This is a genomic window from Couchioplanes caeruleus (genome assembly GCF_003751945.1).
GTDB lineage: Bacteria > Actinomycetota > Actinomycetes > Mycobacteriales > Micromonosporaceae > Actinoplanes > Actinoplanes caeruleus.
This window is the reverse complement of record NZ_RJKL01000001.1, coordinates 65279-88939: the sequence shown is the minus strand read 5'-3', so window position 1 is coordinate 88939 and position 23661 is coordinate 65279. Positions and strand designations below refer to the sequence as shown.

The following is a 23661-nucleotide window of genomic DNA, read 5'->3' as shown; positions in this document are numbered from 1 at the left end:
CCCGGCTATCCTCGCTCAGATGTCCAGGAACACCTTGGTCGCGTACGAGCCGGTCACTCCCGACGGACTGCTCGCCGCGGCGCTCGACGGAGACCTCGACCTCGACTGCGCCGACGAGGTGCGCGACAGCCTCGCCTCGGCCGCCCGCGGCACCGGCTGCCGCCGCCTGCACGTCGACGTCAGCCGGCTGACGTTCATCGATTCCTACGCCCTGGGCGCGCTCGTCAGCGCCCGCAACTCGGCGGCCGCGGAGGGCGTCACGCTGACGCTGATCAACCCGTCGCAGCCGGTGCGCAAGGCGATCCAGGTGACCGGCCTGGCCGACGTGTTCGGCCTGCCGCCGCTCGACTGACGGCGCATCCGCCGCGACGGGTCAGGGCGACGGCGGGTGGGTGACCACCACGACCGGGCGCGGCGATCTCTTGATGAGATCGAGCGGCACGCTGCCCAGCAGGCGCTGCGTCACCGCCGGCCGGGTGCTGGAGCCGACCACGATCAGGTCGGCGCCCTGCTCCTCGGCGAACTCGAGGATGCGCTCGAGCGCGCGGCCGGACAGCACGGTCCGGGACGCCTCGACGCCGGCGGCGGCCAGGCGTTCCGCGGCCGCCGCCGCGGCCTGCTCGGCGCGGGCGGTGAAGACGCTGCGCGGCGCGGCCGCCAGCCGCTCGAGCTCCACCTCGTCCACCGCGACCACCGCCACCGTTCCCCCGGTCTGGCGGGCCAGGTCCGCGGCGGCGTCGGCGACCCAGGGCTGGTCGGCCTCCGGGTTCGCGGCGAGCACGATGCGCATGACATCGATCCTGGTGCACGGCTCCCCCCGGGACAAGCCACACTCGACAGATCCGCCGATGTGTACGAGGCTCGAACGACAACACCACCGCGGCACACGACCGGAGGTACGCGGCCATGGCAGAGGCGGGCACTCCGGAGGCGACCACCACCCCGTCCGGCCAGCCGGCGCTCAACCGGGTCATCGGGCCCGGGTTGCTGCTGCTCTTCGTGGTCGGCGACATCCTCGGCACCGGGGTGTACGCGCTCACCGGCAAGGTCGCGGCCGAGGTCGGCGGCGCGGTGTGGCTGCCCTTCCTGCTCGCCTTCGCGGTGGCCCTGCTGACCGCGTTCAGCTATCTCGAGCTCGTGACCAAGTATCCGCGGGCGGCGGGCGCGGCGCTCTACACGCACAAGGCGTTCGGGGTGCACTTCCTGACCTTCATGGTCACCTTCGCGGTGATGTGCTCGGGCCTGACCTCGGCGTCCAGCGCGTCGAAGGCGTTCGCGGGCAATTTCGCGCAGGCCTTCGACCTGTCGATCGGCGCGGGGCTCGGGCTGACCGCGGTCGCGGTCGGGTTCATGACCCTGATCGCGCTGGTCAACTTCCGGGGCGTGGGCGAGAGCGTCAAGGTCAACGTGGTGCTGACCCTGGTGGAGCTGACCGGCCTGCTGATCGTCATCGGCATCGGGGCCTGGGCGCTCGGCGGCGGCGAGGGCGATCTGTCGCGGCTGGTCGAGTTCGACGCTCCGCCGGGCGAGAGCGCCGTGCTGTCCGTGACCGCGGCGACGGCCCTGGCGTTCTTCGCCATGGTCGGCTTCGAGGACTCGGTCAACATGGCGGAGGAGACCCGGGACCCGGTCCGGATCTTCCCCAAGGTGATGCTGACCGGGCTCTGCATCACCGGCCTGATCTACGTGCTCGTGGCGATCTCGGCGGTCGCGCTGGTCTCCCCGACGGACCTGGGCGAGGGCGACGCGCCGTTGCTCAAGGTCGTGTCCGCGGGCGCGCCGGCGTTCCCCCTGACCGTCTTCGCCTTCATCACCATGTTCGCGGTGGCCAACTCCGCGCTGATCAACATGCTGATGGCCAGCCGCCTGCTGTACGGCATGGCCAACGAGCGGGTGCTACCCCGGGTGCTCGGCCTCGTCCACCGCTCCCGGCGTACCCCCTGGGTGGGGATCGTCTTCACCACCCTGGTCGCGTTCGCGCTGATCTGGTTCGCCGACCTGGCGGCGCTGGGCGGGACGACCTCGCTGCTGCTGCTCTGCGTCTTCACGATCGTCAACGTGGCGGTGCTGGTGCTGCGGCGCGACCGGGTCGAGCACCGGCACTTCCGCGCGCCGACGGCCATCCCGGTGCTGGGCGCGGTCCTCTGCGCGTACCTCGCGAGCCCGCTCTCCGGCCGCGCCGGTAGCGACTACCGCGTGGCGGGCGTCCTGCTGCTCGTCGGCGTGGTCTTGTGGGCGGCGACGTACGCCCACCGCCGCCTCACCGGCGACTGAGGGCCGTCAATGCGCCCGCATGCGCCGCTCGACGCGGTCGGCGACCCGGATCAGATACGGCCCGCGCAGGTGGTCGACCTTGGCGTTCCAGGACTCGGGCCCGTGCCGGCACAGCATCTCCTCGTGCCGCCTCGCGGGAGTGACCCGTTCGCCGCGCGGCCCCACCGTCTGGTCGGCGTAGGTCAGCGCGTCCGACAGCATGCCCTCCTCGTACGGGTATGCGGCGAGCCGCTCCCCCAGCCCGCGCGCCGCGGCGACGAACCGGGCGCCGGAGTGGTGGGCGACGCGCGCGGTCACGGACAGCGGCCAGCCCCGCGCGGCGAGGTGGTTGGCGCCGTCGAGCGGGTGGAAGCCGGTGACGACGGTTTCGCGGGCGTACCCGATGTCGTGCAACCAGGCGGCGGCGACGAGGACGTCCGCGTCGAGGTCCAGCGCGGGCGCCAGCTCGGCGGCGCGCTCGGCCACGCCCCGGGTATGCCGCCAGCGGTCACCCATCGTGGCGAGGAGCGCCTCCGCGATCTCGCGGGCGGACGCGGCGAGGACCGGTGTGCGTACCGTCATCGATGGATGGTCGCCCGTCGAGATGAACGGCACGTGACGCCGTCATGAGCGAAGCCTTAAGTGGACTCCGTCACATGCCCTGTCGGATACTGGTGAGGACGCGAGCACGAGGAGTGATCGATGACGACTGGGCTCTCCGCGGCCGGCTCGCGGTCCGACGACGCCGACGCGACGAATCTCGCGCTGGTCCGGGCCGCCGAACCGGGCACCACCGTCGTCATCGGAGCGTCCCGCGAATCAGGGGCCGCCGTCGTCGCGGCCGTGGACGACGACGGCAACTGCGGCCCGCTGCTGCGGTACGCCGCCGCCGAGGCACGCCGGCGGTCGGTCCCGCTGCGGGTCGTGCACGTGTGGGGAGCGCGCGGCGACGCCCGCCCGGGCGTCCGGGGCTGTCCCCGCATGTCCGACGCCGACCGGCTGCTGTCCGCGGTCCTCTACGATCACCTCCCCGCCGAGGTGGCCGCCGAGGCCGAGCGCGAGATCCTGCACGACGACGACCCGGTGCGGGCGCTGGTCGCCCTGAGCGCCGGCGCCTCACTGCTCGTGGTGGCCGCACGCGGGCGCTGTGGCGACACCGCGGAGTCCGTCGGCCGGACGGCACGCGGCCTGCTCGGGACGACGCACTGCCCGCTCGCCGTGGTGATCCCCGCGGCTCCCACCCCCTCGGTGCCGGCGCCGCGCGGCGCCGCACCCCACCCGGTCCCGGCCCGCCGGGACCGCGACCACTCGCTGGAGGAACGATGAACGCGCACGTCGGTGACCGGCTCGTCCTGGAAGGCATCCACGTCGGCGATCCGCGGCGGGTCGGCGTGATCGTCGAGGTGCCCCACCCGGACGGCACCCCGCCGTACCGCGTGCACTGGGAGGACAGCGGCCACGAGGCCCTGGTGTTCCCGGGGCCGGAGGCGCGCGTGGAGCCCGGGACGGGCCACCCGGCGTCGTGAGCGGGCCCGCCCAGGGGCCGCTGGCCGGGGTCCGGGTGGTGGAGCTCGCGAGTCTGGCGCCCGCACCGTTCGGGTGCATGGTGCTCGCCGACCTGGGCGCCGACGTGGTGCGCGTCGACCGGCCCGGCCCCGGCGGCGGGTTCGCACCGCCCGCGCGCGGCCCGCTGCACCGCAGCCGCCGGGTCACCGCCCTGGACCTGAAGTCGCCCGCGGGCGTCGCCGGTCTGCTGCGGCTGACCGCGCACGCCGACGTGCTCGTGGAGGCGTACCGGCCGGGCGTCGCCGAACGACTCGGCTTCGGTCCCGACGTGTGCCTGGAGCGCAACCCCCGCCTGGTGTACGCCCGGATGACCGGCTGGGGCCAGCAGGGACCGCTGGCGCACCGGGCCGGGCACGACATCGACTACATCGCGCTGTCCGGCGCCCTGGAACCGCTCGGCCGGGCCGGCCAGCCCCCGCACGCCCCGCTGAACCTGCTCGGCGACTTCGCCGGCGGCGGCATGCTGCTGGCCGTGGGCGTGCTCGCCGCCCTGCTCGAACGGGAACGCTCGGGCGCGGGGCAGGTCGTGGACGCGGCCATGGTGGACGGTTCGGCGCTGCTGACCGCTTTCCTGCACGGGATGATCGCCACCGGTCAGTGGTCCGGGCCGCGGGGCACCAACCTGCTGGACGGCGGGTCGCCCTACTACGACACGTACGCCACGGCCGACGGCGGGCACATGGCCGTGGGCGCGCTCGAGCCGGCGTTCTACGCGCAGTTGCTCGCCGGGCTCGGCCTGGACGGCGACGCCACCCTGCCGGACCGCGACGATCCGGCGGGCCGCGACGCGCTGCGGCGACGCTTCGCGGACCGGTTCGCCCGGCGTACCCGGGCCGAGTGGACGAAAGTCTTCGAGGACCTGGACGCGTGCGTGGCCCCGGTGCTGTCGCCCGCCGAGGCGCCCGGCCACCCGCACCACACGGCACGCGGCACCTTCGTGGACGTCGGCGCCGAGGTGCAGCCCGCCCCCGCGCCGCGCTTCGGCCGCACCCCCGCCGCCGCGCCGCGGCCGGCACCGGACCCGGTCCGGGACCGGGTAGAGGTGTCGGCCGTGCTCGACGAGTGGAACCGCTGAGGAGCAGGTCAGCGGTTCAGAGCCGAGTGGCGGCGGCCGTAGGCCAGGTAGATGACCAACCCCAGCAGGAACCACACCCCGAAGCGCAACCACGTGACCGGGGCCAGGAACGTGATGAGCCAGAGCGAGAAGATCACCCCGAGCGCCGGGATCACCGGCATCAGGGGCAGCCGGAAGGAGCGCGGCAGGTCCGGGCGCCGGTAGCGCAGCACGATCACCGCGATGCAGACCACGACGAAGGCGAGCAGGATGCCGATGTTCGTGAGCTCGGCCGCCTCACGGATGGGCAGGAAGCCCGCGATGACGGCGGAGGCCACGCCGGCGATCCAGGTCACCCGGCTCGGCACCCGGCGCACCGGGTGAAGGTGGGCGAACCAGCCGGGGAGCAGGCCGTCGCGGCTCATCGCGTACCAGATGCGGGTGACGCCCAGCATGAACGTGAACATGACGGTGAGGATGCCGACGATCGCGCCGACCGCGATGACGTCGGCCAGGCCGGAGAGGCCGACGGCGGCGAAGGCCGAGGAGAAGCCGCTCTCCGGGTCGATGTCGCGGTAGTTCTGCATGCCGGTCAGCACTAGCGTCGCCGCGACGTAGAGCACCATGGAGAAGACCAGTGAATAGATGATCGCCCGGGGCAGGTGCCGGCGGGCGTCGCGCGACTCCTCGGCGGCCGTGCTCATCGCGTCGTAGCCGAAGACGGCGAAGAACACGGTGGCCGCGCCGGTGATCGCCCCGCTCACGCCGAACGGGAAGAACGGCTGGTAGTTCTCCGTACGGATGTAGAAGACGCCGACCGCGACGACCAGCAGGACCACCGCGACCTTCAGCGCCACCACCGCCGTCTCGAAGCGGGCCGCGGCCCGGATCCCCCGGTTGAGCAGGTACGCGATCAGCAGGCACAGCAGCACCGCGAACAGGTCCACGACGTGCCCGTCCCCGGTTCCGGGCGCACCCAGCATCCAGGCCGGCAGGCCGACGCCGAGCTCGCCCATGAGGAACGAGAAGTAGCCGGAGATGCCGATCGCGACCACGGACACGATGGCCGTGTACTCCAGCAGCAGGTCCCAGCCGATGAACCAGCCCACGATCTCGCCCAGCACGACGTAGCCGTACGTGTAGGCGGAGCCGGCCTTCGGGATCAAACCGGCGAACTCCGCGTAGGACAGTGCCGCGGCGGCGCTGGCGACGCCGGCCAGCAGGAAGGAGATCAGCACGGCCGGTCCGGCGGTCTCGTTGGCAACCGCGCCGGCCAGCGCGAAGATGCCGGCGCCGATGATGCCGCCGACGCCGATCGCGGTGAGCTGCCACAGGCCCAGGGACCGGGACAGGTCCGTCTCCCGCTCGTCGGTGATGTCCTCGACCGGCTTGCGCCGGAACATCCCGGTTCCACGGCCGAACCGTTCCGGTGTCGTCGTCATGGCCCACGCTCCCTTGCGGTACGCCACGGCGGCCGCCGACCGGGCCGCCTCTGCCATCGATCTATCACGCATCCGGATCCGGCGCATCCATGAATGTAGATGGAACGCGACAGCGACAGGGTGAACGATGTGGACGCGCGGCCGCGCGGCCCTATGATCGTGCAGGTGGCTGCGCATCATCCGGTGAAGATGCACGTTTGGATGCACGTGCATCCGGTAAAAACACCTCGCGAGGGGACGGACGGCCGATCGGGGTGAAGCGGATGACCGCGCTGGGCACAGACGGCGGCACCGGCTCCCTGGTGCTGCGCATCCGGCTGGGCGCCCAGCTCCGCCACCTGCGCAAGCGCCGCGAGATCACCCGGGAGGCCGCGGGCTGGGAGATCCGCGCCTCGGAGTCGAAGATCAGCCGGATGGAACTCGGCCGGGTGCCGTTCAAGGAGCGCGACGTCGCCGACCTGCTCGCCTTCTACGGCGTGCCCGAGGACGAGCGCGACGACCTGCTGACGCTCGCCCGGCAGGCCAGCACGCCCGGGTGGTGGCAGGAATTCGCCGACGTCGTGCCGCCGTGGTTCCTGGCGTACCTGGGCCTCGAGGAGGCGGCGGCACTGATCCGCTCGTACGAGGTCCACTTCGTCCCCGGGCTGCTGCAGACCGGCGACTACGCCCGTGCGGTGATCGCCCGCGGGCACGCCGGGCTCCCGGCCACCGAGATCGACCGGCGGTTGGCACTGCGGCTGGGCCGCCAGCGGGTGCTGCACCGGGCGAACCCGCCGCAGTTCTGGACGGTGATGGACGAGACCGTGCTGCGCCGCCCGGTCGGCGGGCGGGCGGTCATGCGCGGCCAGCTCGAGGCCCTGATCAAAGCCGCGGACCTGCCGAACGTCCGCATTCAGGTCGCACCACTGGGAGCCGCGTCGCACGCCCACGCCGGCCTGCCCTTCGCGATCCTGCGGTTCGCGGAGCCGGAGCTCTCCGACATCGTCTACATCGAGCAGCTCACCAGCGCGCTCTATCTCGACAAGCCGAACGATGTGGACCACTACTTCGAGACGATGGAACGCGCCTGCGTGGCGGCCGAACCGCCCGATCGCACGCCCGCGATGCTGCGCGCCATCCTCGACGAGACCGCCGGTCCGGCAGGCTGACCATCCGGCCGGTGTCCACCGATCGGTACACGACGCATCGCCGAACCTTCCGTTTCCGACTCAATGTGCATATGCACGTGCAGCAGTACTTGCATCGGCCTGCGCATATGGCCATGCTTGGGCGCGTGCCCGCTATGGGGCGCCGTCGCCGACGATCGGCGACGACGGCGAGCACGGCGTCCGGGCGAACGGACGCGGTGACCATGGAGCGATGGATGGACAGGAATCGCGGCCCGGCGGCCCCGGTCAGTCACTTCCCCGAGTCGGACTACCGGTTCGGAGCCGGCACCCTGCGGATGCGCGTCGAGCGCATCGACTGGAACCGGCCGGTGCTGTACGACAACGACAACTGGTACGAGGTGGACGGCGTCGAGGTCACGGCCGACGGACGCGAGATCGGCCGCCGCCAGGCCCTGGTCCGGGGCCGCAGCCTCGCCGCGCTGCCCCGCAACAGCCGTCCCTGACCGCGCGTCGTGATCCCGGCCATAAAACAGGACTTTGAGAGTCTCTTTTCCGTAGGGTCCTCGGTGTGCGACTCCAGCGCTCCACGGACATCGGCCTGCGGATCCTCATGCTCGGGGCGACCCGCGACGACCGGCTCACCATCGACGAGCTGGCCGAGGCCCTGGCCGTGCCCCGCCACCACCTCGCCAAGGTGGTGCAGCGGCTCCACCACCTCGCTCTGATCGAGACCGTACGGGGCCGCAGCGGCGGCGTCCGCCTCGCCGCCACCACCCCGGCGGCCTCGCTCGGCGGCATCGTGCGCGCCCTCGAGGGCGACAGCGAGGTCGTGGACTGCGACGGCGAACCGGCCTGCCCGCTCAGCGGCGGCTGCCGGCTCCGCGGAGCGTTGCGCCGCGCGCAGGAGGCCTTCTACACGAGCCTCGACCCGATCACGGTCGGCGACCTCGCCGCGCCCCCGGCCCGGAAGCTGCTGCTGAGCCTCGGCCGCCGCTGACCGTGCCACCACCCCCTCGACAGGAGGACCCATGCTGTCCGCCACCAGTGCCCCGGTGATCGACGCGACCCTGCCGGTGGTCGCCGACCACCTGCCGGAGATCTCCGCCGTCTTCTACGACACGATGCTCGGCGAGAACCCCGACCTGCTCGACCTGTTCAGCCGCAGCGCGCAGGCCACCGGCGAGCAGCGCTCCGCACTGGCCGGTGCGGTGGCCGCCTTCGCCGCCCACCTGGTCGGGACCGGGCCGGCACCGGAGGTCGTCGCTCACGTCGTCGAGCGGATCGCCCACCGGCACTGCGCCCTCGGCATCCGCCCCGAGCAGTACACGATGGTCGGTCGCTACCTGATGGGCGCGGTCCGTACGGTGCTGGGCGACGCCGTCACGCCGGCGGTCGCCGCCGCCTGGGACGAGGTCTACTGGCTGTTCGCCGCCCGCCTGATCGGCCGTGAGGCACGCCTGTTCGCGGAGGCGGGGGTCCACGACGACGATCCGTGGCTCGAGACCACTGTGGTCAGCAGGATCCCGGAGGCCGACGACACCGTGTCGTTCGTGCTGGCCCCGGCCGGCGGCGTCCCCGCCCCGGCCTTCCGGCCCGGGCAGTACGTCACCGTCGCCGTCGAGCTGCCCGGCGGCGGCCGCCAGCTCCGGCAGTACTCGCTGTCGCAGGCGCCCACCGGGGGCACGCTGCGCATCACCGTACGCCGGGTCCGCGGCACCGGGGGCGCACCGGACGGCGTCGTGTCCGGTTTCCTGCACGACCGGGTCCGGCCCGGCGACCGGCTGCGGTTGAGCCGCCCGTACGGCGACCTCGCCCTGCGCGACGACGACACGCCGCTCGTGCTGGTCAGCGCGGGGGTGGGAATCACGCCGATGGCGTCCATGCTCGACCACGTGGCCCGGACCCGGCCCGAGCGCGACGTCACCGTCGTGCACGCGGACCGCGGCCCCGACCGGCACGCACTGCTCGCGGACATCCGCGGCCACGGCTCCCGGCTGCGGACCTTCCGCCACCTCGTCTGGTACGAGAACCCGGCGGGCGCCGTCGGCGCGTACCCGGGACGCCTCGACCCCGACCTGATCCCGCTGGACCCCCGCGCCGAGGTCTACCTGTGCGGGCCGGTGCCGTTCATGCAGCTCGTGCGCGCCGGCCTGCACCGCCGCGGCGTCAGCGACGAGCGGATCCACTACGAGGTGTTCGGCTCGGAGCAGTGGCGGCCCACGCCGGTCGCAGTCTGACACCTCCAACTTTGGTTAGGGCTTCCGCTCGGTCCGCGGCCCGATGGCGGACGGGTGCTGACCCCATACGGTGGAATCGTGGGTAGAACGCAGCACATCCGCCGGGGACATCTCGTGGTCGCGGCCCTGCTGGCCGGCGCCGCCGGCCTGGGCCTCACCGCAGCGGGCTGGTGGATCGCCGGCTGGGAGCCGCGGGCCGACTGGGGCCGGCTGACCGATCCGTCGTGGTGGACCGGCGCCCTGGTGCGCGCCGTGGCCTTCCTGTCCTTCGGCAAGGCCGGATTCAAGGTGGCCCTCCTGGTCGTCCTGGGCGCCGCCGCGGCGATCACCTGGCTCCGCACCCGGCGGCAGAAGGGGGGCGAACGGCCGGAGTCCGACGACGACCCCACGTTGGCGGCCTCGGGTGAGTCGGCGACGGGCCCGGCCGGTTCCGGCTGAATCGCGCTCCTGGCGCCCATACTCGGATCATGAGACGCGGGCGGGCGGCGATGCGGAAGTGTCCCCGGTGCGGGCATCCCACCCGCGCCGACCGCATGGTCAAGGGTTTCGGCCGCGACTGTGCGGCGCAGCTCGGCCTCGTCGGCCGGACGGTCGACACCGGCCATTCCGGACCGGATCTGCTCGACCTGCTCGGCCCGGGCGATCCGTCCGGCCACGAGGGCGACCGCTGCGACGGCTGGGACCGTCCGGCCGACCGGGCCTGAGCGGCGCTCCTACCGCGGCTCCGGCTTTCGACGGCGGTTCCGGTCCGGCGCGCCGTTCGACCACGGCTCTGGTCCCGGTGGTGGTCCGAGGCGGAGAATGCGGTGGAGGCCTGCCGCGGGACAGGCCCCTCGGGAGGAGTGGCCATGAGCCACCACGCGGCGGCGACCGCCGCCCAGCGCACCGATCTTCTACACCGCATGCTTCTCGTCCGGCGGCTGGAGCAGCACCGGGCGATCCGGCCCGGCGACGAGGCCGTCGCGGTCGGCCTGGTGTGTGCCCTCGGGCCGCAGGACGCCCTCGTCGCGGCCGGCGACGACGGCCCGTGGCGTGCCGTCGGGGCGGCGGCCCAGCTCTTCGGTGGTGACGTCACGGCGGCGCGCAGCCCCGCCGAGGCGGTCGAGACCGCCCGGGCCAAGGCTCGCGGCGGCGGGCGGCGCATCGTCGCGGTGTGCGTCCCGGGCACGGACCAGGTCCCCGAGCGCCTGGCCGATCTCCTTGCCAGCCTCTCCGACGGCTCGGTCCCGCAGGTGGAGACCGGCCTGCCGGTGTTGTTCTGCCGCGGCGACCGGCTGGCACCCGGTGACCCGCCCCTCGTGCCGGTGCTGTCCGTGGACGCCGGCGACGTCGAGGCGGTCGCCGGCGCGGTGACCGCCGAGATCGCCACGCTGTGGTCCGCCGCCGGTCCGTGCCTGCTGGGGCTGCGCGCACCCGGGCCGGACCACGATCCCGTGGCGTTGCTGGCGGCGCGGATGCGTACCGATCACCAGCTCGACGACAACGCGCTGCGGGCGATCGACCGGGACGCCGCGGTCCGGGTCGAGGCGCTGCTCGACACTCTTGCCGTCCGCCGGTCCCCGACCGTCAGAGGTGCGGGCCGAGCAGGGTGAGGTCGGCCGGGGAGAGCCGGTCGCGGGCCGTCTTCGCCTGATGCCAGTACGGGTACATTCAATGTGATCCGTACGGAGCCGCCGCAGGCTCGCCTCGCACCCGGCGACCACGTGATGGCGCGACAGCCCGGCATCATTGCTTGCCGCCGAAGGTCATGGTGCCCATGGTCAGGACGGAGACTCTGAGCCCGGACCGGCCGAGCCGGCGGTGTTCCATAGGTCTCAACCTATGCCCGGTCGCCCGCGCCCGCCTCTCCGTCTCCGTCTCCGCAGGCTGACCCGCCTTGACGGTGCCCGGCCGGCCTGGAGGCGGCCGGGCGGGCCGTCAGACGCGCTCGCCGGTGATGTAGCCGCTGAGGGCGGTGGTCTCGATCTCCAGCTCGGTGATGCGCTTCTTCACCACGTCGCCGATGCTCACGATGCCCGAGAGCCGCCCGCCGACGACGACCGGCACGTGCCGGAAGCGATGCTCGGTCATGAGCCGCTCCACCTCGGCGAGGTCCGCCTCGGGCTCCACGGTGTGCACCTGGGTCGTGTGGATCGCCGACACGGGCTCGGTGAGCACCGCGGCACCGCGGACGGCGAGCTTGCGGACAATGTCCCGCTCACTGACGATGCCCTCGACGGACGCGCCGTCGGCGGACACGACCGCCGCACCGATCCCGTGCTCGGCGAGGGTGGCAAGCAGGTCCTGGACGGTGGAGTCGGGCGTCACGGTGACGACTCGGTCGCCCTTGTCACGCAGTATGTCGCTGATGCGCATCTATCCTCCCGGGTCATGCGGAAGTTCCGTCCCTACCCACCCTAGAGCGCAAGAACGCTTCCAGCCGAGCTCTTGCCGGTGAAGATCGGAAAAGACCGATCCCGGACGGCCGATGACGGCACCGCGCTCCGGCGCTAAGTTGCTTGCGGTGAGTCGCACCCTCGGAGGAGGCCGGATGAGCCGGGACAGCGGGTCGAGGACCGTCACGACGAGGTTCGTCTGGCTGCCGCACGGGTCCGCCGCCGGCTGGCTGCTGCTGCACCGGACGGTGACCGATCACGTCGCCGGGGACAGCACCGACGAGTTCTGGCGATCGGAGCGAATCTCCCCCGGGGCGGTCGCCTCCGGCGCGTTCCAGGACTCCGCGCCCGAATGGCACCGGATCGTCACGGGCGAGCCCGTACCGTTCCTGCTCTGGCCGTTCTTCCTCGCTGCGGTCACCGACCGGGAGCTGCCGGCGGTGCGCGAGCAGATCATCCGCTCGCCGATCCGCCCCCTCGCGGACATCAGCGCCGAGGTCGCCGGGACGCCCGGGGGCCCCGCCGTGACCGCGCCCCGGGTCGTGCTCGCCGGTGACCCGTTCGGGCCGGTCCCCGACGACCTCGACCTCGGCGACGGCTGGGACGTAGCCGGCCTGGAACGGGAGGGAAGATGCGAGGCTCTGCTGGCGGCGGTGCAGGGGCGCATCCGGCACGCCGGCATCGCCGGCAGTCCGCACGGCGGCGCGGTATGGCTCAACCGCTTCGTGGCCCGGCCGGAAGTCGCGGGCAGGCCGGGCTCTGTCCCGCCGCAGTCCGTTCCCGGCTCCGTCCCGCCGCAGTCCGCTCCCGGCCCGGTCCCGCCGCAGTCCGCTCCCGGCCCCGTCCCGTCACAGTCTGACTCGCCTGGCTCTCCCGGCTTTTCTTCGGCCGCCCCGACCCCGGTCCAAGCGGTAGTGTCCGGCCCCGGCCAGGCCGGCCTCGATGAGGTACTCACCCGCGAGCCGGTGCGACGGGCCATCGCCGACCTTCTCGCCTCCCCGGGCGACGAGGCACCTCGCCGCGCCGTCGTGGCCGAGCTGCGCGAACACGGTTGGACGCTGGCCGCGGAACCGCTGCGCCTCGGCGGTGACGAGCCTGCTCCGGGCTTCCTCGGCCGGCTCGTCCTCTTCTGCGCCGAGGACGGCACCGCACACCATGTCGTCACGACGCTCACGTGTGCGGAGACGCTACGACGCGACGACGACTTGGCGGCCACTTTGACCTGGCATCTCTGTCCACTCCGCGCAGCGCCGCCCGGCTCGGACCCGGCCGGCGACGCACTCCACGAAGCGTTGCACAACCTCCCCGCCGAGTGGGACGAAGCGCACGCGGGCACACCCGGCCTGGCGCCACCGGCGTGGGACGAGATCACCACGGTGACCCGCGACGAGACTGTGCCCGGATCACGCCGGCCGGTGGAGATCAGCCACGTCGAGCTGGTCGACAGCAACGGCCGCCACAGCTGGCGCATCGACTTGTCGGCGCCGGCCCGGCCCCGTACCGACGCTGACCGCTGACCACCGGCAACCGCGACACCGCCCACGACCGTGAACCCATCACCGCGCCCGCCACCGCGCCACCGCACCACGACCCCTGACCCCACCGCGCCCGCCATGCACCGCACCACGGCCCTGACCCCACCGCGCCCGCCACCATGCCACCGCGCGCGCTCACCCCTCACCCGACCGCGACCGAGCCACCGACCGCGGTCGTGAACCTCTCACCGCGTCCACGACCGAGCCACCGACCGCTCTCCCTCCGACAGCGATACAGGGCAGCGACCGCCACGTTGACTTGAGTCCCGGCTTCCGGCCCGATCCCGGAGCCCGGACCCGGCCGGCGCGGCGACGCCGCCCGCGAGCGCCAGGCTGACAAGAACCCCCACGGCGACGGCGGACCGGCGCCGTCGAAGATTGGAGCACCGATGCGCGCCATCTGGATCACGAAGCCGGGCGGAACCGAGGTCCTCGCGGTACGCGAGAGCACCGACCCGCAGCCGGACCGCGGCGAGGTGCGCATCACGGTGCGCGCCACCGGACTGAACTTCGCGGAGGTCATGGCCAGGCAGGGCCTCTACCCGGACGCGCCGAAGCCACCGTGCGTCGTCGGCTACGAGGTGGCCGGCGTCGTCGACGCTCTCGGTGCCGAGGTGACCGGTCTCGAGGTCGGGCAGCGCGTGCTCGCCCTGGTGCGGTTCGGCGGCCACGCCGACTCGGTGTGCGCGCCCGTCGAGCGGGTGCTGCCGATGCCCGACGGCCTGAGCTTCACAGACGGGGCCGCGCTGCCGGTCAACTACCTCACCGCGTACCACATGCTGTTCCGTGTGGCGAACCTTCGTCGGGGCGCCCGGGTTCTGGTGCACATGGCCGCCGGCGGTGTCGGCATCGCGGTGCTGCAACTGTGCCGTACGGTGCCGGACATCGTCACGTTCGGCACCGCATCCGCGGCGAAGCACGACGTGCTGCGCGAGGAGGGCTGCACTCACCCGATCGACTACCGCACCGAGGACTACGCGGCGAGGGTGCGGGAACTCACCGGCGGTGAAGGCGTCGACCTCGTCCTCGACCCGCTGGGCGGCCGCGACTGGAAGCGCGGCCTGCGGTTGCTGCGCCCGGTCGGGCAGCTCGTCGCGTACGGCTTCGCCAATCTCAGCACCGGCGAACGTCGCAGCATCCGCCGCATGGCCGCGCAGCTCACCGGCGTACCCGTGCTGACCCCGTTCGGCATGATGGACCGCAACCACACGGTCAGCGGCGTCAACCTCGGACACCTATGGGACCGCTCCGACCTGCTACGCGAGGAACTCGCTGCCCTGCTCGACCTGTGGCGCCAGGGCGCCGTCAAGCCGCGCATCGACGGGGTGTACCCGTTCGCGGAGGCCGCAGCCGCGCACCGCCGCATCGGCGAGCGCCGCAACATCGGCAAGGTCGTCCTCGTCCCCTGACGATCCTGGACTCGCCCGGCATCAGACGATCCTGCACTCGCCCGTCACCGTGTCCGCTTCGGAGGATCATGGTGGCATGAGGGTCGCCGTTCTCGCTGGCATGCTCGCGGAGCCCGTCAATACATCGATCGCCGCCGTGCCGAGCTGCGCTGGAGCCCGCCGGAGATCATCCTCGCCGCCGTCCACCCGTCCACCATGAACGCCACAACAACGATTGACAGCCCCGAGACGCGGCTCCACAGGTCTGCGCACCTGGCGCCCCACCCGCACGCCCCGCTCACCATGTCGAGTCTGCACGACGACAGGTCGGCGGCAGACCGACGGCTGGTCGGCGGCAGACCGACGGCTGGTCGGCGGCCAGACCGACGGCTCAGAGGGACGTTCACGCCTGGATCCGGCCGAGGAAGCCACCCTCCTGGGCGCCGCGGCTCATTGAGCCGCCCAGTACAGTGCCCGGGCAAATTGGGCGTACAGACCCTTGGGGTGTGCCCGGAACAGGGGTTCGGTGCCGAACAGGACGGCCCGGCCGCCTCGCGCCGTGACGCCGGAGACCACCGCGGCCTGGCCCGCCGCCTGCTGCGGTCCGCCGGCGCCAGGAGTCACCGGCAGCCAGTGGCCGGCCACCAGCGGGTCCGCCGCATACCGCTGCTCGACCGTGAAGCCTGTGCCGGTGAACCAGAGCGGCGAGTATACGAACGAGTGCGGCAGTGAGCCCGCGCCGACCACGGGACCGGTGTTCTGCACGGAGACGACGCCGTTCGCGTCGCCGCGCGCCGCCACCGCCGTCGCGGGCAACAGGCCGGCCGCCGCGTTGAAGGCCGCGCCCGTGGCGCCGCGTGTCACCACACCGCCTCGGGCCAGCAGCGCGTCGACCGCGGCCTTGGCGGCCGGGTTGAGCTGACCGTAGGACAGACCGGACGACACGACGAGCGCGTCCACGCCGGTCAGGCCGGCGCCATCGTTGAGCAGCGCCGTCGACACGGGCCGCACCTCGAAACCCATCTCCCGCAGGGCGAACAGCTCATCGGCCGCGGCGGCCGCGGCGATCACCGGCTTGCGGAGCGGGGTGCCGGCGGAGCCGCGGGGTGCGACGCTGAACCGTACCCCGAAACGCTCGGCCACGACCGCGGCCTCGCCGCGCGCCGCCGCCGGGACCAGCACGGTGGCCGCGTCCGCCCGTCGCACGGCAACGCCCGTGTCGATCAGGACGTTGACGGCCCGGACGTCCGCGCCGTCCCGCAACGACAGCGCAAGGTCCCGGCCCTGCGGGGCATCGACTCCCCCGGTCGGCGACGCCACCGAGACCGCAGTGGCGGCGACCCGGGGAACGGCGGTGGCGCTGATGTCGACGGAGGCGCCCCAGAGCAGGCGATGGCTCCAACCCGAGATGTCGTACATCTGCGGCACCAGCGCGGAGATGTCGCGGCCGGCTTCCAGGAGGACGTTCGCCAGGCCTCGCTTGGGCTGACGCATGTCCACGATGTACGAGCCCGCGGGGTAGGCCCGGCCGGCGAGCGCGAACGCATGCCGGGCCCGGGTCACCCGGACGTCGTGAACGACCAGGTGGTCCACCAGCCGGGCGGCGGCCGCCGGAGAGCGCTGGGCGGATCCCCCGGGAATCACATAGGCCCGCGGGAAGGTGGTGGTGTAACGGTCCTCGGGGCCGAAGCCCTCGACGAACCCGTCCGGGATGGACGGCGACGGCTCACCGGCCCAGCCCCGGCGGAACTGTTCGATCTGGTCGGCGAGCAGCGCGGTGCGGTTCGTGTCGGCGTACGCGATCGCGGCCTCGATGGTCGCCGCGGCCACGTCGGTGTTCACCGCCGAGCGGCGACGCAACTCCTCGACCGGGAGGGTCTCGTACGCGTTGCGGTTGACCTGCCACGGGATCTCCACGGTGTGCCCGACCGCCCCTTGGTAGATGGCGTACATCGGGGTGAAGATCGGCGGCCAGTCGTCCCAGTCGCCCGGTGCGTAGTCCCGGAACGGGATGTCGGCGCGTGCGGTCTCCGGGTGACCGAGCTTGCGGATCGCCTCTTCCATGCCCTCCGCGTTCGGCAGCGCATGCTTGATGTACAGGTCGTATTCGTAGTTCTGCCCGTGCGGCGGCGTGGCCGGCTCGATCAGCGTGGTACCTGTGTAGCCGTGCTCGTCGAGCATCACGAACGGCTGGGTGGCGACGACGACGTCGCGCACGGCCCTCGACTCCGGCTGCGAGCTGGTTGCGTGATCGCGGTTGATGTCGAATCCGGCGCCGTTGGCCCGGGTCCCGGCGACGCGGCCGTCCGGGTTGTTGGTCACCGTCACATAGATCCGCGTCCGGGAGAGGAGCCGCGCCGTCGCCGCGTCCCCGGCGGTGGCGAGCCGCTCGATCACCCGCAGCGCCCCGTCGGAGCCCTCCCACTCGTCGCCGTGGATGTTCGCGTTGATCCAGACCGGCGCCTTGTAGTGGCGTCGCAGCCGCGGATCACGCTCGGCGGCCCCGGGACCGTTCTCGATGAGCGCGCGCCACCGGTCCTGCCTCGCGGCCTCGGCCGGCGTCTCCGGCGCGGTCACAGTGACCAGATACAGGTCGCGGCCGAGCGCGGAGTGCCCGACGACCTCCGCCGAGACCCGGTCGGACTCCTCCTGCAGTGCATTCAGGCGCGGCGCGATCCCGTGATAGGGCACCAGTCCCAGCTTGATCGACTTGTCTGCCGGATTCTCCGGCGGAAGCGGCAACTCGGTCTGGCGCGGGTAGCCCTGGCGCGCCGGAGCCCATCGCCGGGGCTGCACCTCGGGCAGCGCGAAGGCGGACGTCCCGCGGTCCGGGGTGGCGGCGGCGACCTCGTTGCGTTCCGCGCCGTTACCGAAATCCCGCGTGGTGTGCGACGCACGATCGGGACCTGCGGGCGCGGGCCCGGGCTCCGCCGAAGCGGGGGCGCTCAGAAGCCCGGCGGCCACCACGGCCACCGCGAGCAAGGCGGTCGACGAACGGGACAGATTCACGAGGCACCTCCGTCAGCGTCCCTCGACCTTCTCGTGCCGGAGGCGTCGAGGCAACGATTCTTACGAAGATCCATCGAATCGTATGATTGTCACCCGGCGGCGTTGTCCACAGGGCCGCCGCAGGGCGTCGGACGAGCCGCCAGGTTCCCGGACATGGAAATCCGCACCGGACCGCCACCGCCGTCGTCCGCCGATCAAGGTCCGGCCGAGCCGGCACTCGGCGGCGCGCATCCGGCCGCCATGACGCAGAATCGATGACCATGAGGGAACATGACATCGTCGTCTACGGGGCCACCGGCTTCGTGGGTGTGCTCGTCGCCGAGTATCTGGCCGCCCATGCCCCCGCCGGCACCCGCGTCGCCCTGGCGGGCCGGTCCGAGTCGCGGCTCGAGGCCGTACGGCGGCGGCTGGGCGTCGAGTGGCCGCTCGTCGTCGCCGACGCCGCCGACAGTGACGCCCTGGCCACGCTCGCCGCCGCCACCCGCGTGGTGGTCACGACGGTCGGGCCCTACGCGAAATACGGCCGCGCCCTCGCCCGTGCCTGCGCCGCGGCCGGCACCGATTACACCGACCTGACCGGCGAGGTGCTCTTCGTCCGCAGCAACATCGACGAGAACCACGACCTCGCCCGCTCCACAGGCGCCCGGATCGTCCACTCCTGCGGCTTCGACTCCATCCCATCCGACCTCGGCGTGCACGTCCTGCATCAGCGGGTGACCGCCGACGGCGCCGGGGAGCTGACCGACACGACTCTGGTCGTCACCAGCATGCGCGGCGGCGTCAGCGGCGGCACCATCGACTCGTTGCGCCACCAGATCGACGTCGTGCGCAAGGACCGCGACCTCCGGCGGATCGCCACGAGCCCGTACTCGCTGAGTCCCGACCGGGCCGCCGAGCCCGACCTCGGCCGCCAGGGCGACCTCGTCTCGCTGCGCGGCGCGGACGTCGATCCCGCTCTGCGGGGCAGTCTCGCACCGTTCTTCATGGGCCCCTACAACACTCGCATCGTCCGGCGCAGCAACGCGTTGCGGCAGTTCGCGTACGGCCGGAGCTTCCGTTACCGCGAGACGATGAGCACCGGCACCTCGCCGCTGTCCCCGCTGCTCGCCGCCGGCGCGAAGGTCGGTATGGGTGCTTTGGTCGTCGGCCTCGCCCTGCCGCCGACCCGGTTCGTGCTCGACCGGGTGCTGCCCAAGCCGGGCGAGGGTCCGGGCGAGCGGGCCCGCCGCGAGGGCCACTTCACGATCGACATCTACACCCGGACCACGACCGGCGCCCGCTATGCGGCCCGCTTCCGGGCCAAGGGCGATCCCGGGTACGCCGCCACGGCGCTGATGCTCGGCGAATCGGCGCTGGCCCTCGCCTGCGACCGGGACTCGCTACCGCCGTCCGGGGGCGGCGTCCTGACCCCGGCGACCGGCATCGGCGACGCGCTCACCGACCGGCTCCGTGCCGCCGGTGTCGAGATCACCACGCGGGTTCTGTCAGACCCCTCCGGTAAGAAGTAAGCACCACGAGGGGAAGGTGCCAGATGTCCACCAGTCACGAGGTCGCTCCGGTCGTCGACGCCGCACATGCTGCGCCGCATGCCGCCCGCGACGAGTACGCCGCCGCCATCGGCCGCATCCGATCGGCGGCGGAGGCGTACTACGCCGGCAGCGAGCTCGTGATGGACGACGCCACCTACGACGCCCTGCTCGCCCGGGTCACCGCCACCGAGCGGGACCGGCCCGAGTGGGCGGTTCCCGACTCGCCCGCCACCACGGTCGCCGCCGGGATCGCCGGCGGCGACGTGCCGCACAGCACACCGATGCTGAGCCTGGACAACGTCTTCGACGCCGAGGAGCTCACGGTCTGGGCGACCCGGCTGGAGCGGCTGCTCGGACGGCCGGTCAACGGATACACCGTCGAGCCGAAGATCGACGGCATGGCGATCGCCGCCCGGTATGCCGGCGGGAGGCTCGTGCAGGTGGCCACGCGCGGCGACGGCCGGGCCGGCGAGGACGTGACGGTCAACGCGCGGCTCGTCGCGGGGCTGCCCGCCGAGCTGACCAGGCCTGTCACGGTGGAGGTCCGCGGCGAGGTCTTCATGACCGACGCCGACTTCGTCCGTGCCAACGAGCTGCGCACCGGCCACGGTGGCACCGCCTTCGCCAACCCGCGGAGCGCGGCCGCGGGCACGCTGCGCGCCCAGGACCGGGCCTACGAGGCGCCGCTGTCCTTCTTCGCCTATGCGGTGCACGATCTGCCCGGCGGCGAGGGCCTGTTCCATTCGGCCGCCATGGCCGCGATCGCCGAGCTGGGTGTGGCGACCACCGCCGGTTCACCCGCCGGAATGCCCCGCTGCGCGACGATCGACGACGTGCTGAACGCGATCACCGCGCTGGGCGCGCTCCGCGGCACCCTCGGCTTCGACATCGACGGTGCGGTGATCAAGGCCGACGATCCAGCCGACCGCGACGCGGCGGGCTTCTCCAGCCGGGCACCCCGCTGGGCGATCGCCCACAAGTTCCCGGCGGACACCCGCACCAGCCGGCTGATCGGCATCGAGGTGCAGGTCGGCCGCACCGGCCTCGTCACCCCGGTGGCCGTGCTGGAGCCGGTTCAGGTCGGCGGGGTGGTGGTCACCTCGGCGACCCTGCACAACTTCGAGGACCTGGTGCGCCGGGACGTCCGGGTGGGCGACACGGTCTTCGTCCGCCGGGCCGGCGACGTGATCCCCGAGATCACCGGAGCCCTGCTCGACGCCCGGCCGGACGACGCCGTCGCCTTCACCCCGCCTGCGACCTGTCCCCGCTGCGCCGGCGAGATCGACCGCTCCCAGAAACGCTGGCGCTGCGTGCAGGGCCGGGCCTGCGGCGCCGGGGAGTCCCTGGCGTACTTCGCGGCCCGCGACTCCATGGACATCGAGGGCCTCGGCGACAAGGTGATCGCCGCCCTGGTCCGGACCGGCCTGGTCACCGACCCCGCCGACCTGTACGACCTCGAGCCCGAGGCCCTCGCCCAGCTCGAACGGCTGGGCCGCACCTCGGCGGCCAAGCTCGTCGCCAACATCCAGGCCTCGAAGTCCCAGCCGTTGTCCCGGGTGCTCACCGGCCTCGGCGTCCGCATGACCGGCCGGTCCCTGTCCCGCCGCCTGGCCCGCCACTTCGGCTCGATGCAGACCCTTCAGGCGGCCACCGTCGAGGACCTCCAGCAGGTCGACGGGGTCGGCCCGGAACGCGCCACGACGATCGCGGCGGAGCTCGCCGACCTCGCCCCGGTCATCGCCAAGCTGATCGCCCGCGGCCTCACGATGACCGAGCCGGGTCTCCCTCCCGGGCTGGTGCCCGGCACGCTTCCCGGGTCGCCGGCGAGTTCGGACGGCTCCGACACCCCGGCCGCGGAAACGCCCCGCCTGCCACTGCAGAAGGAGGACGGCACCCCTATGACGGTGGTGGTGACGGGTTCGGTGCCCGGCCTCACCCGCAACGAAGGCAACGAGGCCGTGGAACGCCTCGGCGGCAAGTCGTCCGGCTCGGTCTCCGCGCGCACCGACCTCGTGGTGGTGGGCGACGGCGCCGGCAGCAAAGCGGCGAAGGCCGAACAGCTCGGCATCCGCATCATGCCGGCCGACGAGTTCGCCCGGCTCCTCGGCTAACGGCGGGCCTCGGCCGGCCGCCAGGCCGGGGCCGCAGGGACACCGAGCCAGGCCGGGGCCGCAGGGACACCGAGCCAGGCCGGGGCCGCAGGCACGCCAGGCCAGGCCGGGGCCGCACGACGCCAGGCCAGGCCACGCAATGCCAGGCCAGGGCCGGGCCACACAACGCCGGGACAGCCCGCACGACACCAGGCCGGAGCCACACAACGCCGGACCAGCCCGCACGACACCAGGCCAAAGCCGCATGACACCGGGCTCGCCGCAGGGTGCGCGTCAGCTCGGCGGATGGTTCCGGTTGCGGCCGCCTCGGCGGTCGCGGGCCGGCGACGTTCGGCTGCCCGGGCGGTGTCCCGGCGGGTCGGCGAGCTGGCGGCCGGTGTCCTCCTCCGGAAAATCGTCCATGGACACCAGAGACGCCTGCATGCGCTCGATCGCCTGCCGGTCGTCGAGCTGGTGCAGGACCACAAGCAGCTTGCCGGCCGTGGTGTCGTAGCGGGCCAGCGCCTGGACGCGTTCGCTGCTTGCGCTCTCGGTGAGGGTACGGCGGCGGTGTTCGAGGCAGGTGGTCAACAGGCGGCGGGCGGCGTCGTGTTCGCCCAGTTCGGAGTGGGCCGTGGCGAGCGACTCCATGGACGACAGGGTGGAGGGGTGGCCTTCGCCCAGGGTGTCGCGGCGGGCCTGGTACGTCGCCTCCAGGACGCGGCGCGCCGTGGAGAAGTCTTCGAGCTGGCCGAGGACGACGCCCAGGTTGTGGGCGGCGTTGAGGGTTTCCGCGTTCCGTTCGCCGAGCAGTTCGCGGCGGGTGGCCAGGACGTGCTCGTAGAGCGCCCGAGCGATCGGCAGGGCGCTCTCCTCGGTCAGCTTGCCCGCGATGTCCGCCATGACGCGCAGGGTGGCGAGGTGCCGTCTCCGTTCTGCCCGGACCGCATCGGCCTGGTCGTCGTGTGCCATCCGAGGCTCGGGCACCACGTGGCGGTCGCCCGCGACGGACGGCGCCGGCTCGGTCGCGCCGATGCGGTCCCAGGCCGCACCGACGTCGTCCATGAGGTCGTCGGGGACGCCGCAGAATCGGGCCAGCGGCAGGAGTACGGCCGGGCCGGGGATCGGTTTGCGTCCCGCCAGCAGGTTGTTGACGCTGCTGCGCGACAGCCCGCTGGTGCCCTGCGCCCGATCGGCGACCTGCCGTTGCGTGCGTCCGCGTCGTTGCCGGACCCAGTCGAGCACACCCGCCAGGGCGACGACGGTGTCCGCCTCCCGCAGCCTGCGCGGCAGTTCGTCGCCCAGCCTGCGCAGGAACTCATCGTCTCTCATGACCGGGCAACGCTTCCGACCCGCGTCTCGCAGCGACCACAGGTGCGTCTCGTCCCGTCCACCGGCGACCCGGGGACGCGGCGGGGACGACCCGTGGCCGTCCCGAGCCGGCTCCCCGCCGCCCGTGGACACCGAGACGCGAGCCGTGGCCGTCTCGTGCGTCCAGTGCCGGGTCCACCCGCCGGGACAGCCTCACATTTCTTGGTATCCGCGGCACGAGCTGCGGCAACATAGCAAGATCCGAAAAGAGGGATCCTTCGGTGATCCAGTTGCTCATCTTCTCCCCCGCATTCTCCGACACCCACCATCCGAAGAAGATGCCCGTTCATCCGCCGGGCGATGCCTGGCCCGGCGCGGGAACCGACCCGCATGCCCGCGTCCACGACGCGAAAGGCGGAAAGACACCGGCGCCGATCCCTGCATCGTGGCAAGCCAGGAACCCGGCCGACCACACCGCGAGTCCGCCGCTCGCCGGTCGACCGCGGCCCCGGGCCTGGACCACGGCCCGGACCACGGCCCGGACCACGGCGGACCACGGCCGGAGACGGACCACGGCCCGAAGACAGACCGCGCACCACCGGCAGCGTAGGCACCCGACCGTCACCTGTACCCGGGCGGATCCCGGCATCCGAGAGGACCTCACCCACGAGCCGAGGCCCGTCGCGGCAACGACGCCGTCGACGTCCCTCGGGCCCGCCGCTCCGCCGAGGACCCGTGTCCGCCGAAGACCCGTGGCAGTCAC

At 72.9% G+C, this 23661-nt stretch carries 22 protein-coding genes; 16 read left to right on the top strand and 6 right to left on the bottom strand.

The window, feature by feature from the left end; translation table 11 throughout:
• The first annotated feature begins 19 nt into the window (after positions 1-19).
• Complete coding sequence (locus tag EDD30_RS00395; RefSeq protein WP_071807832.1) at positions 20-352, top strand: STAS domain-containing protein; 333 nt, start codon at positions 20-22, stop codon at positions 350-352.
• A gap of 21 nt (positions 353-373) precedes the next feature.
• Here EDD30_RS00395 and EDD30_RS00390 read toward each other — a convergent pair whose 3' ends face one another.
• Positions 374-790 carry a universal stress protein gene (locus EDD30_RS00390; RefSeq protein WP_071807831.1) on the bottom strand — a complete coding sequence of 139 codons (417 nt, stop codon included), beginning with the start codon at positions 788-790 and terminating at the stop codon, positions 374-376.
• A 116-nt stretch (positions 791-906) separates the two neighbouring features.
• Here EDD30_RS00390 and EDD30_RS00385 point away from each other — a divergent pair, with 116 nt between their 5' ends.
• Positions 907-2274, top strand: a complete 1368-nt coding sequence (locus EDD30_RS00385) for an APC family permease (RefSeq protein ID WP_071807830.1) — start codon at positions 907-909, stop codon at positions 2272-2274.
• Between the two features lie 6 nt (positions 2275-2280).
• Here the strand turns inward: EDD30_RS00385 and EDD30_RS00380 are convergent, their stop codons facing one another.
• Positions 2281-2835, bottom strand: coding sequence for an HD domain-containing protein (locus EDD30_RS00380; RefSeq protein WP_071807835.1), 555 nt, complete (start codon positions 2833-2835; stop codon positions 2281-2283).
• A 120-nt stretch (positions 2836-2955) separates the two neighbouring features.
• Between EDD30_RS00380 and EDD30_RS00375 the strand changes: the two genes are divergently transcribed.
• From EDD30_RS00375 to EDD30_RS00365, 3 genes are read left to right on the top strand one after another with little or no spacing between them, the layout of a single operon-like run.
• A complete protein-coding gene (locus EDD30_RS00375) occupies positions 2956-3579 on the top strand; it encodes a universal stress protein (RefSeq protein ID WP_071807829.1) in 624 nt (207 codons plus the stop codon).
• Positions 3576-3779, top strand: coding sequence for a DUF1918 domain-containing protein (locus EDD30_RS00370; RefSeq protein ID WP_071807828.1), 204 nt, complete (start codon positions 3576-3578; stop codon positions 3777-3779). Before EDD30_RS00375 ends, EDD30_RS00370 begins: the two co-directional genes overlap by 4 nt.
• Positions 3776-4894, top strand: coding sequence for a CaiB/BaiF CoA transferase family protein (locus tag EDD30_RS00365; protein WP_071807827.1), 1119 nt, complete (start codon positions 3776-3778; stop codon positions 4892-4894). The genes EDD30_RS00370 and EDD30_RS00365 overlap by 4 nt, the downstream gene beginning before the upstream one ends.
• A gap of 8 nt (positions 4895-4902) precedes the next feature.
• Here the strand turns inward: EDD30_RS00365 and EDD30_RS00360 are convergent, their stop codons facing one another.
• Positions 4903-6315, bottom strand: coding sequence for an amino acid permease (locus EDD30_RS00360; RefSeq protein WP_071807834.1), 1413 nt, complete (start codon positions 6313-6315; stop codon positions 4903-4905).
• 263 nt (positions 6316-6578) lie between these two features.
• Here EDD30_RS00360 and EDD30_RS00355 point away from each other — a divergent pair, with 263 nt between their 5' ends.
• The 7 genes from EDD30_RS00355 (at position 6579) to EDD30_RS00325 (ending at position 11253) form a co-directional block, all read left to right on the top strand.
• Positions 6579-7463 (top strand): helix-turn-helix domain-containing protein, encoded by an 885-nt coding sequence (locus EDD30_RS00355; RefSeq protein WP_071807833.1) that lies wholly within the window; start codon positions 6579-6581, stop codon positions 7461-7463.
• Between the two features lie 215 nt (positions 7464-7678).
• Positions 7679-7927, top strand: a complete 249-nt coding sequence (locus tag EDD30_RS00350) for a hypothetical protein (RefSeq protein WP_123677990.1) — start codon at positions 7679-7681, stop codon at positions 7925-7927.
• A 65-nt stretch (positions 7928-7992) separates the two neighbouring features.
• The gene (locus EDD30_RS00345; RefSeq protein WP_071807825.1) at positions 7993-8421 is read left to right on the top strand and encodes an RrF2 family transcriptional regulator; all 429 of its coding nucleotides are present in this window, start codon (positions 7993-7995) and stop codon (positions 8419-8421) included.
• Between the two features lie 31 nt (positions 8422-8452).
• Positions 8453-9661, top strand: coding sequence for a globin domain-containing protein (locus EDD30_RS00340; RefSeq protein ID WP_071807824.1), 1209 nt, complete (start codon positions 8453-8455; stop codon positions 9659-9661).
• Between the two features lie 78 nt (positions 9662-9739).
• Positions 9740-10099, top strand: a complete 360-nt coding sequence (locus EDD30_RS00335) for a hypothetical protein (protein ID WP_143162867.1) — start codon at positions 9740-9742, stop codon at positions 10097-10099.
• 29 nt (positions 10100-10128) lie between these two features.
• Complete coding sequence (locus tag EDD30_RS00330; RefSeq protein ID WP_071807822.1) at positions 10129-10365, top strand: hypothetical protein; 237 nt, start codon at positions 10129-10131, stop codon at positions 10363-10365.
• A 144-nt stretch (positions 10366-10509) separates the two neighbouring features.
• Positions 10510-11253, top strand: coding sequence for a hypothetical protein (locus EDD30_RS00325; protein WP_123677989.1), 744 nt, complete (start codon positions 10510-10512; stop codon positions 11251-11253).
• A gap of 325 nt (positions 11254-11578) precedes the next feature.
• Here the strand turns inward: EDD30_RS00325 and EDD30_RS00320 are convergent, their stop codons facing one another.
• Positions 11579-12016 (bottom strand): CBS domain-containing protein, encoded by a 438-nt coding sequence (locus tag EDD30_RS00320; RefSeq protein WP_071809965.1) that lies wholly within the window; start codon positions 12014-12016, stop codon positions 11579-11581.
• Positions 12017-12191: 175 nt separating this feature from the next.
• On the opposite strand from EDD30_RS00320, the gene EDD30_RS00315 reads away from it, so the two are divergent.
• Positions 12192-13553 (top strand): hypothetical protein, encoded by a 1362-nt coding sequence (locus EDD30_RS00315; RefSeq protein ID WP_071809963.1) that lies wholly within the window; start codon positions 12192-12194, stop codon positions 13551-13553.
• A gap of 407 nt (positions 13554-13960) precedes the next feature.
• Complete coding sequence (locus EDD30_RS00310; RefSeq protein WP_071809961.1) at positions 13961-14980, top strand: synaptic vesicle VAT-1 family membrane protein; 1020 nt, start codon at positions 13961-13963, stop codon at positions 14978-14980.
• Positions 14981-15409: 429 nt separating this feature from the next.
• Here the strand turns inward: EDD30_RS00310 and EDD30_RS00305 are convergent, their stop codons facing one another.
• A complete protein-coding gene (locus EDD30_RS00305; RefSeq protein ID WP_071809958.1) occupies positions 15410-17968 on the bottom strand; it encodes a M14 family zinc carboxypeptidase in 2559 nt (852 codons plus the stop codon).
• Positions 17969-18228: 260 nt separating this feature from the next.
• Here EDD30_RS00305 and EDD30_RS00300 point away from each other — a divergent pair, with 260 nt between their 5' ends.
• Both EDD30_RS00300 and ligA read left to right on the top strand, forming a co-directional pair.
• Positions 18229-19476, top strand: coding sequence for a saccharopine dehydrogenase family protein (locus EDD30_RS00300; protein WP_211278069.1), 1248 nt, complete (start codon positions 18229-18231; stop codon positions 19474-19476).
• A 23-nt stretch (positions 19477-19499) separates the two neighbouring features.
• A complete protein-coding gene (gene ligA / locus EDD30_RS00295) occupies positions 19500-21608 on the top strand; it encodes an NAD-dependent DNA ligase LigA (RefSeq protein WP_071809954.1) in 2109 nt (702 codons plus the stop codon).
• A 273-nt stretch (positions 21609-21881) separates the two neighbouring features.
• Here ligA and EDD30_RS00290 read toward each other — a convergent pair whose 3' ends face one another.
• Positions 21882-22919 carry a tetratricopeptide repeat protein gene (locus EDD30_RS00290; RefSeq protein ID WP_071809953.1) on the bottom strand — a complete coding sequence of 346 codons (1038 nt, stop codon included), beginning with the start codon at positions 22917-22919 and terminating at the stop codon, positions 21882-21884.
• Between the last annotated feature and the right edge of the window lie 742 nt (positions 22920-23661).

What these genes read in the sequence shown, in the direction of transcription:
- EDD30_RS00350 (WP_123677990.1), top strand. Translation starts at nt 7,679, where the DNA reads ATGGACAGGAATCGCGGCCCGGCGGCCCCGGTCAGTCACTTCCCCGAG.
- EDD30_RS00370 (WP_071807828.1), top strand. Translation starts at nt 3,576, where the DNA reads ATGAACGCGCACGTCGGTGACCGGCTCGTCCTGGAAGGCATCCACGTC.
- EDD30_RS00360 (WP_071807834.1), bottom strand. Translation starts at nt 6,315, where the DNA reads ATGACGACGACACCGGAACGGTTCGGCCGTGGAACCGGGATGTTCCGG.
- ligA (WP_071809954.1), top strand. Translation starts at nt 19,500, where the DNA reads ATGTCCACCAGTCACGAGGTCGCTCCGGTCGTCGACGCCGCACATGCT.
- EDD30_RS00395 (WP_071807832.1), top strand. Translation starts at nt 20, where the DNA reads ATGTCCAGGAACACCTTGGTCGCGTACGAGCCGGTCACTCCCGACGGA.
- EDD30_RS00300 (WP_211278069.1), top strand. Translation starts at nt 18,229, where the DNA reads ATGAGGGAACATGACATCGTCGTCTACGGGGCCACCGGCTTCGTGGGT.
- EDD30_RS00340 (WP_071807824.1), top strand. Translation starts at nt 8,453, where the DNA reads ATGCTGTCCGCCACCAGTGCCCCGGTGATCGACGCGACCCTGCCGGTG.
- EDD30_RS00290 (WP_071809953.1), bottom strand. Translation starts at nt 22,919, where the DNA reads ATGAGAGACGATGAGTTCCTGCGCAGGCTGGGCGACGAACTGCCGCGC.
- EDD30_RS00385 (WP_071807830.1), top strand. Translation starts at nt 907, where the DNA reads ATGGCAGAGGCGGGCACTCCGGAGGCGACCACCACCCCGTCCGGCCAG.
- EDD30_RS00390 (WP_071807831.1), bottom strand. Translation starts at nt 790, where the DNA reads ATGCGCATCGTGCTCGCCGCGAACCCGGAGGCCGACCAGCCCTGGGTC.
- EDD30_RS00355 (WP_071807833.1), top strand. Translation starts at nt 6,579, where the DNA reads ATGACCGCGCTGGGCACAGACGGCGGCACCGGCTCCCTGGTGCTGCGC.
- EDD30_RS00380 (WP_071807835.1), bottom strand. Translation starts at nt 2,835, where the DNA reads ATGACGGTACGCACACCGGTCCTCGCCGCGTCCGCCCGCGAGATCGCG.
- EDD30_RS00320 (WP_071809965.1), bottom strand. Translation starts at nt 12,016, where the DNA reads ATGCGCATCAGCGACATACTGCGTGACAAGGGCGACCGAGTCGTCACC.
- EDD30_RS00325 (WP_123677989.1), top strand. Translation starts at nt 10,510, where the DNA reads ATGAGCCACCACGCGGCGGCGACCGCCGCCCAGCGCACCGATCTTCTA.
- EDD30_RS00315 (WP_071809963.1), top strand. Translation starts at nt 12,192, where the DNA reads ATGAGCCGGGACAGCGGGTCGAGGACCGTCACGACGAGGTTCGTCTGG.
- EDD30_RS00375 (WP_071807829.1), top strand. Translation starts at nt 2,956, where the DNA reads ATGACGACTGGGCTCTCCGCGGCCGGCTCGCGGTCCGACGACGCCGAC.
- EDD30_RS00310 (WP_071809961.1), top strand. Translation starts at nt 13,961, where the DNA reads ATGCGCGCCATCTGGATCACGAAGCCGGGCGGAACCGAGGTCCTCGCG.
- EDD30_RS00330 (WP_071807822.1), top strand. Translation starts at nt 10,129, where the DNA reads ATGAGACGCGGGCGGGCGGCGATGCGGAAGTGTCCCCGGTGCGGGCAT.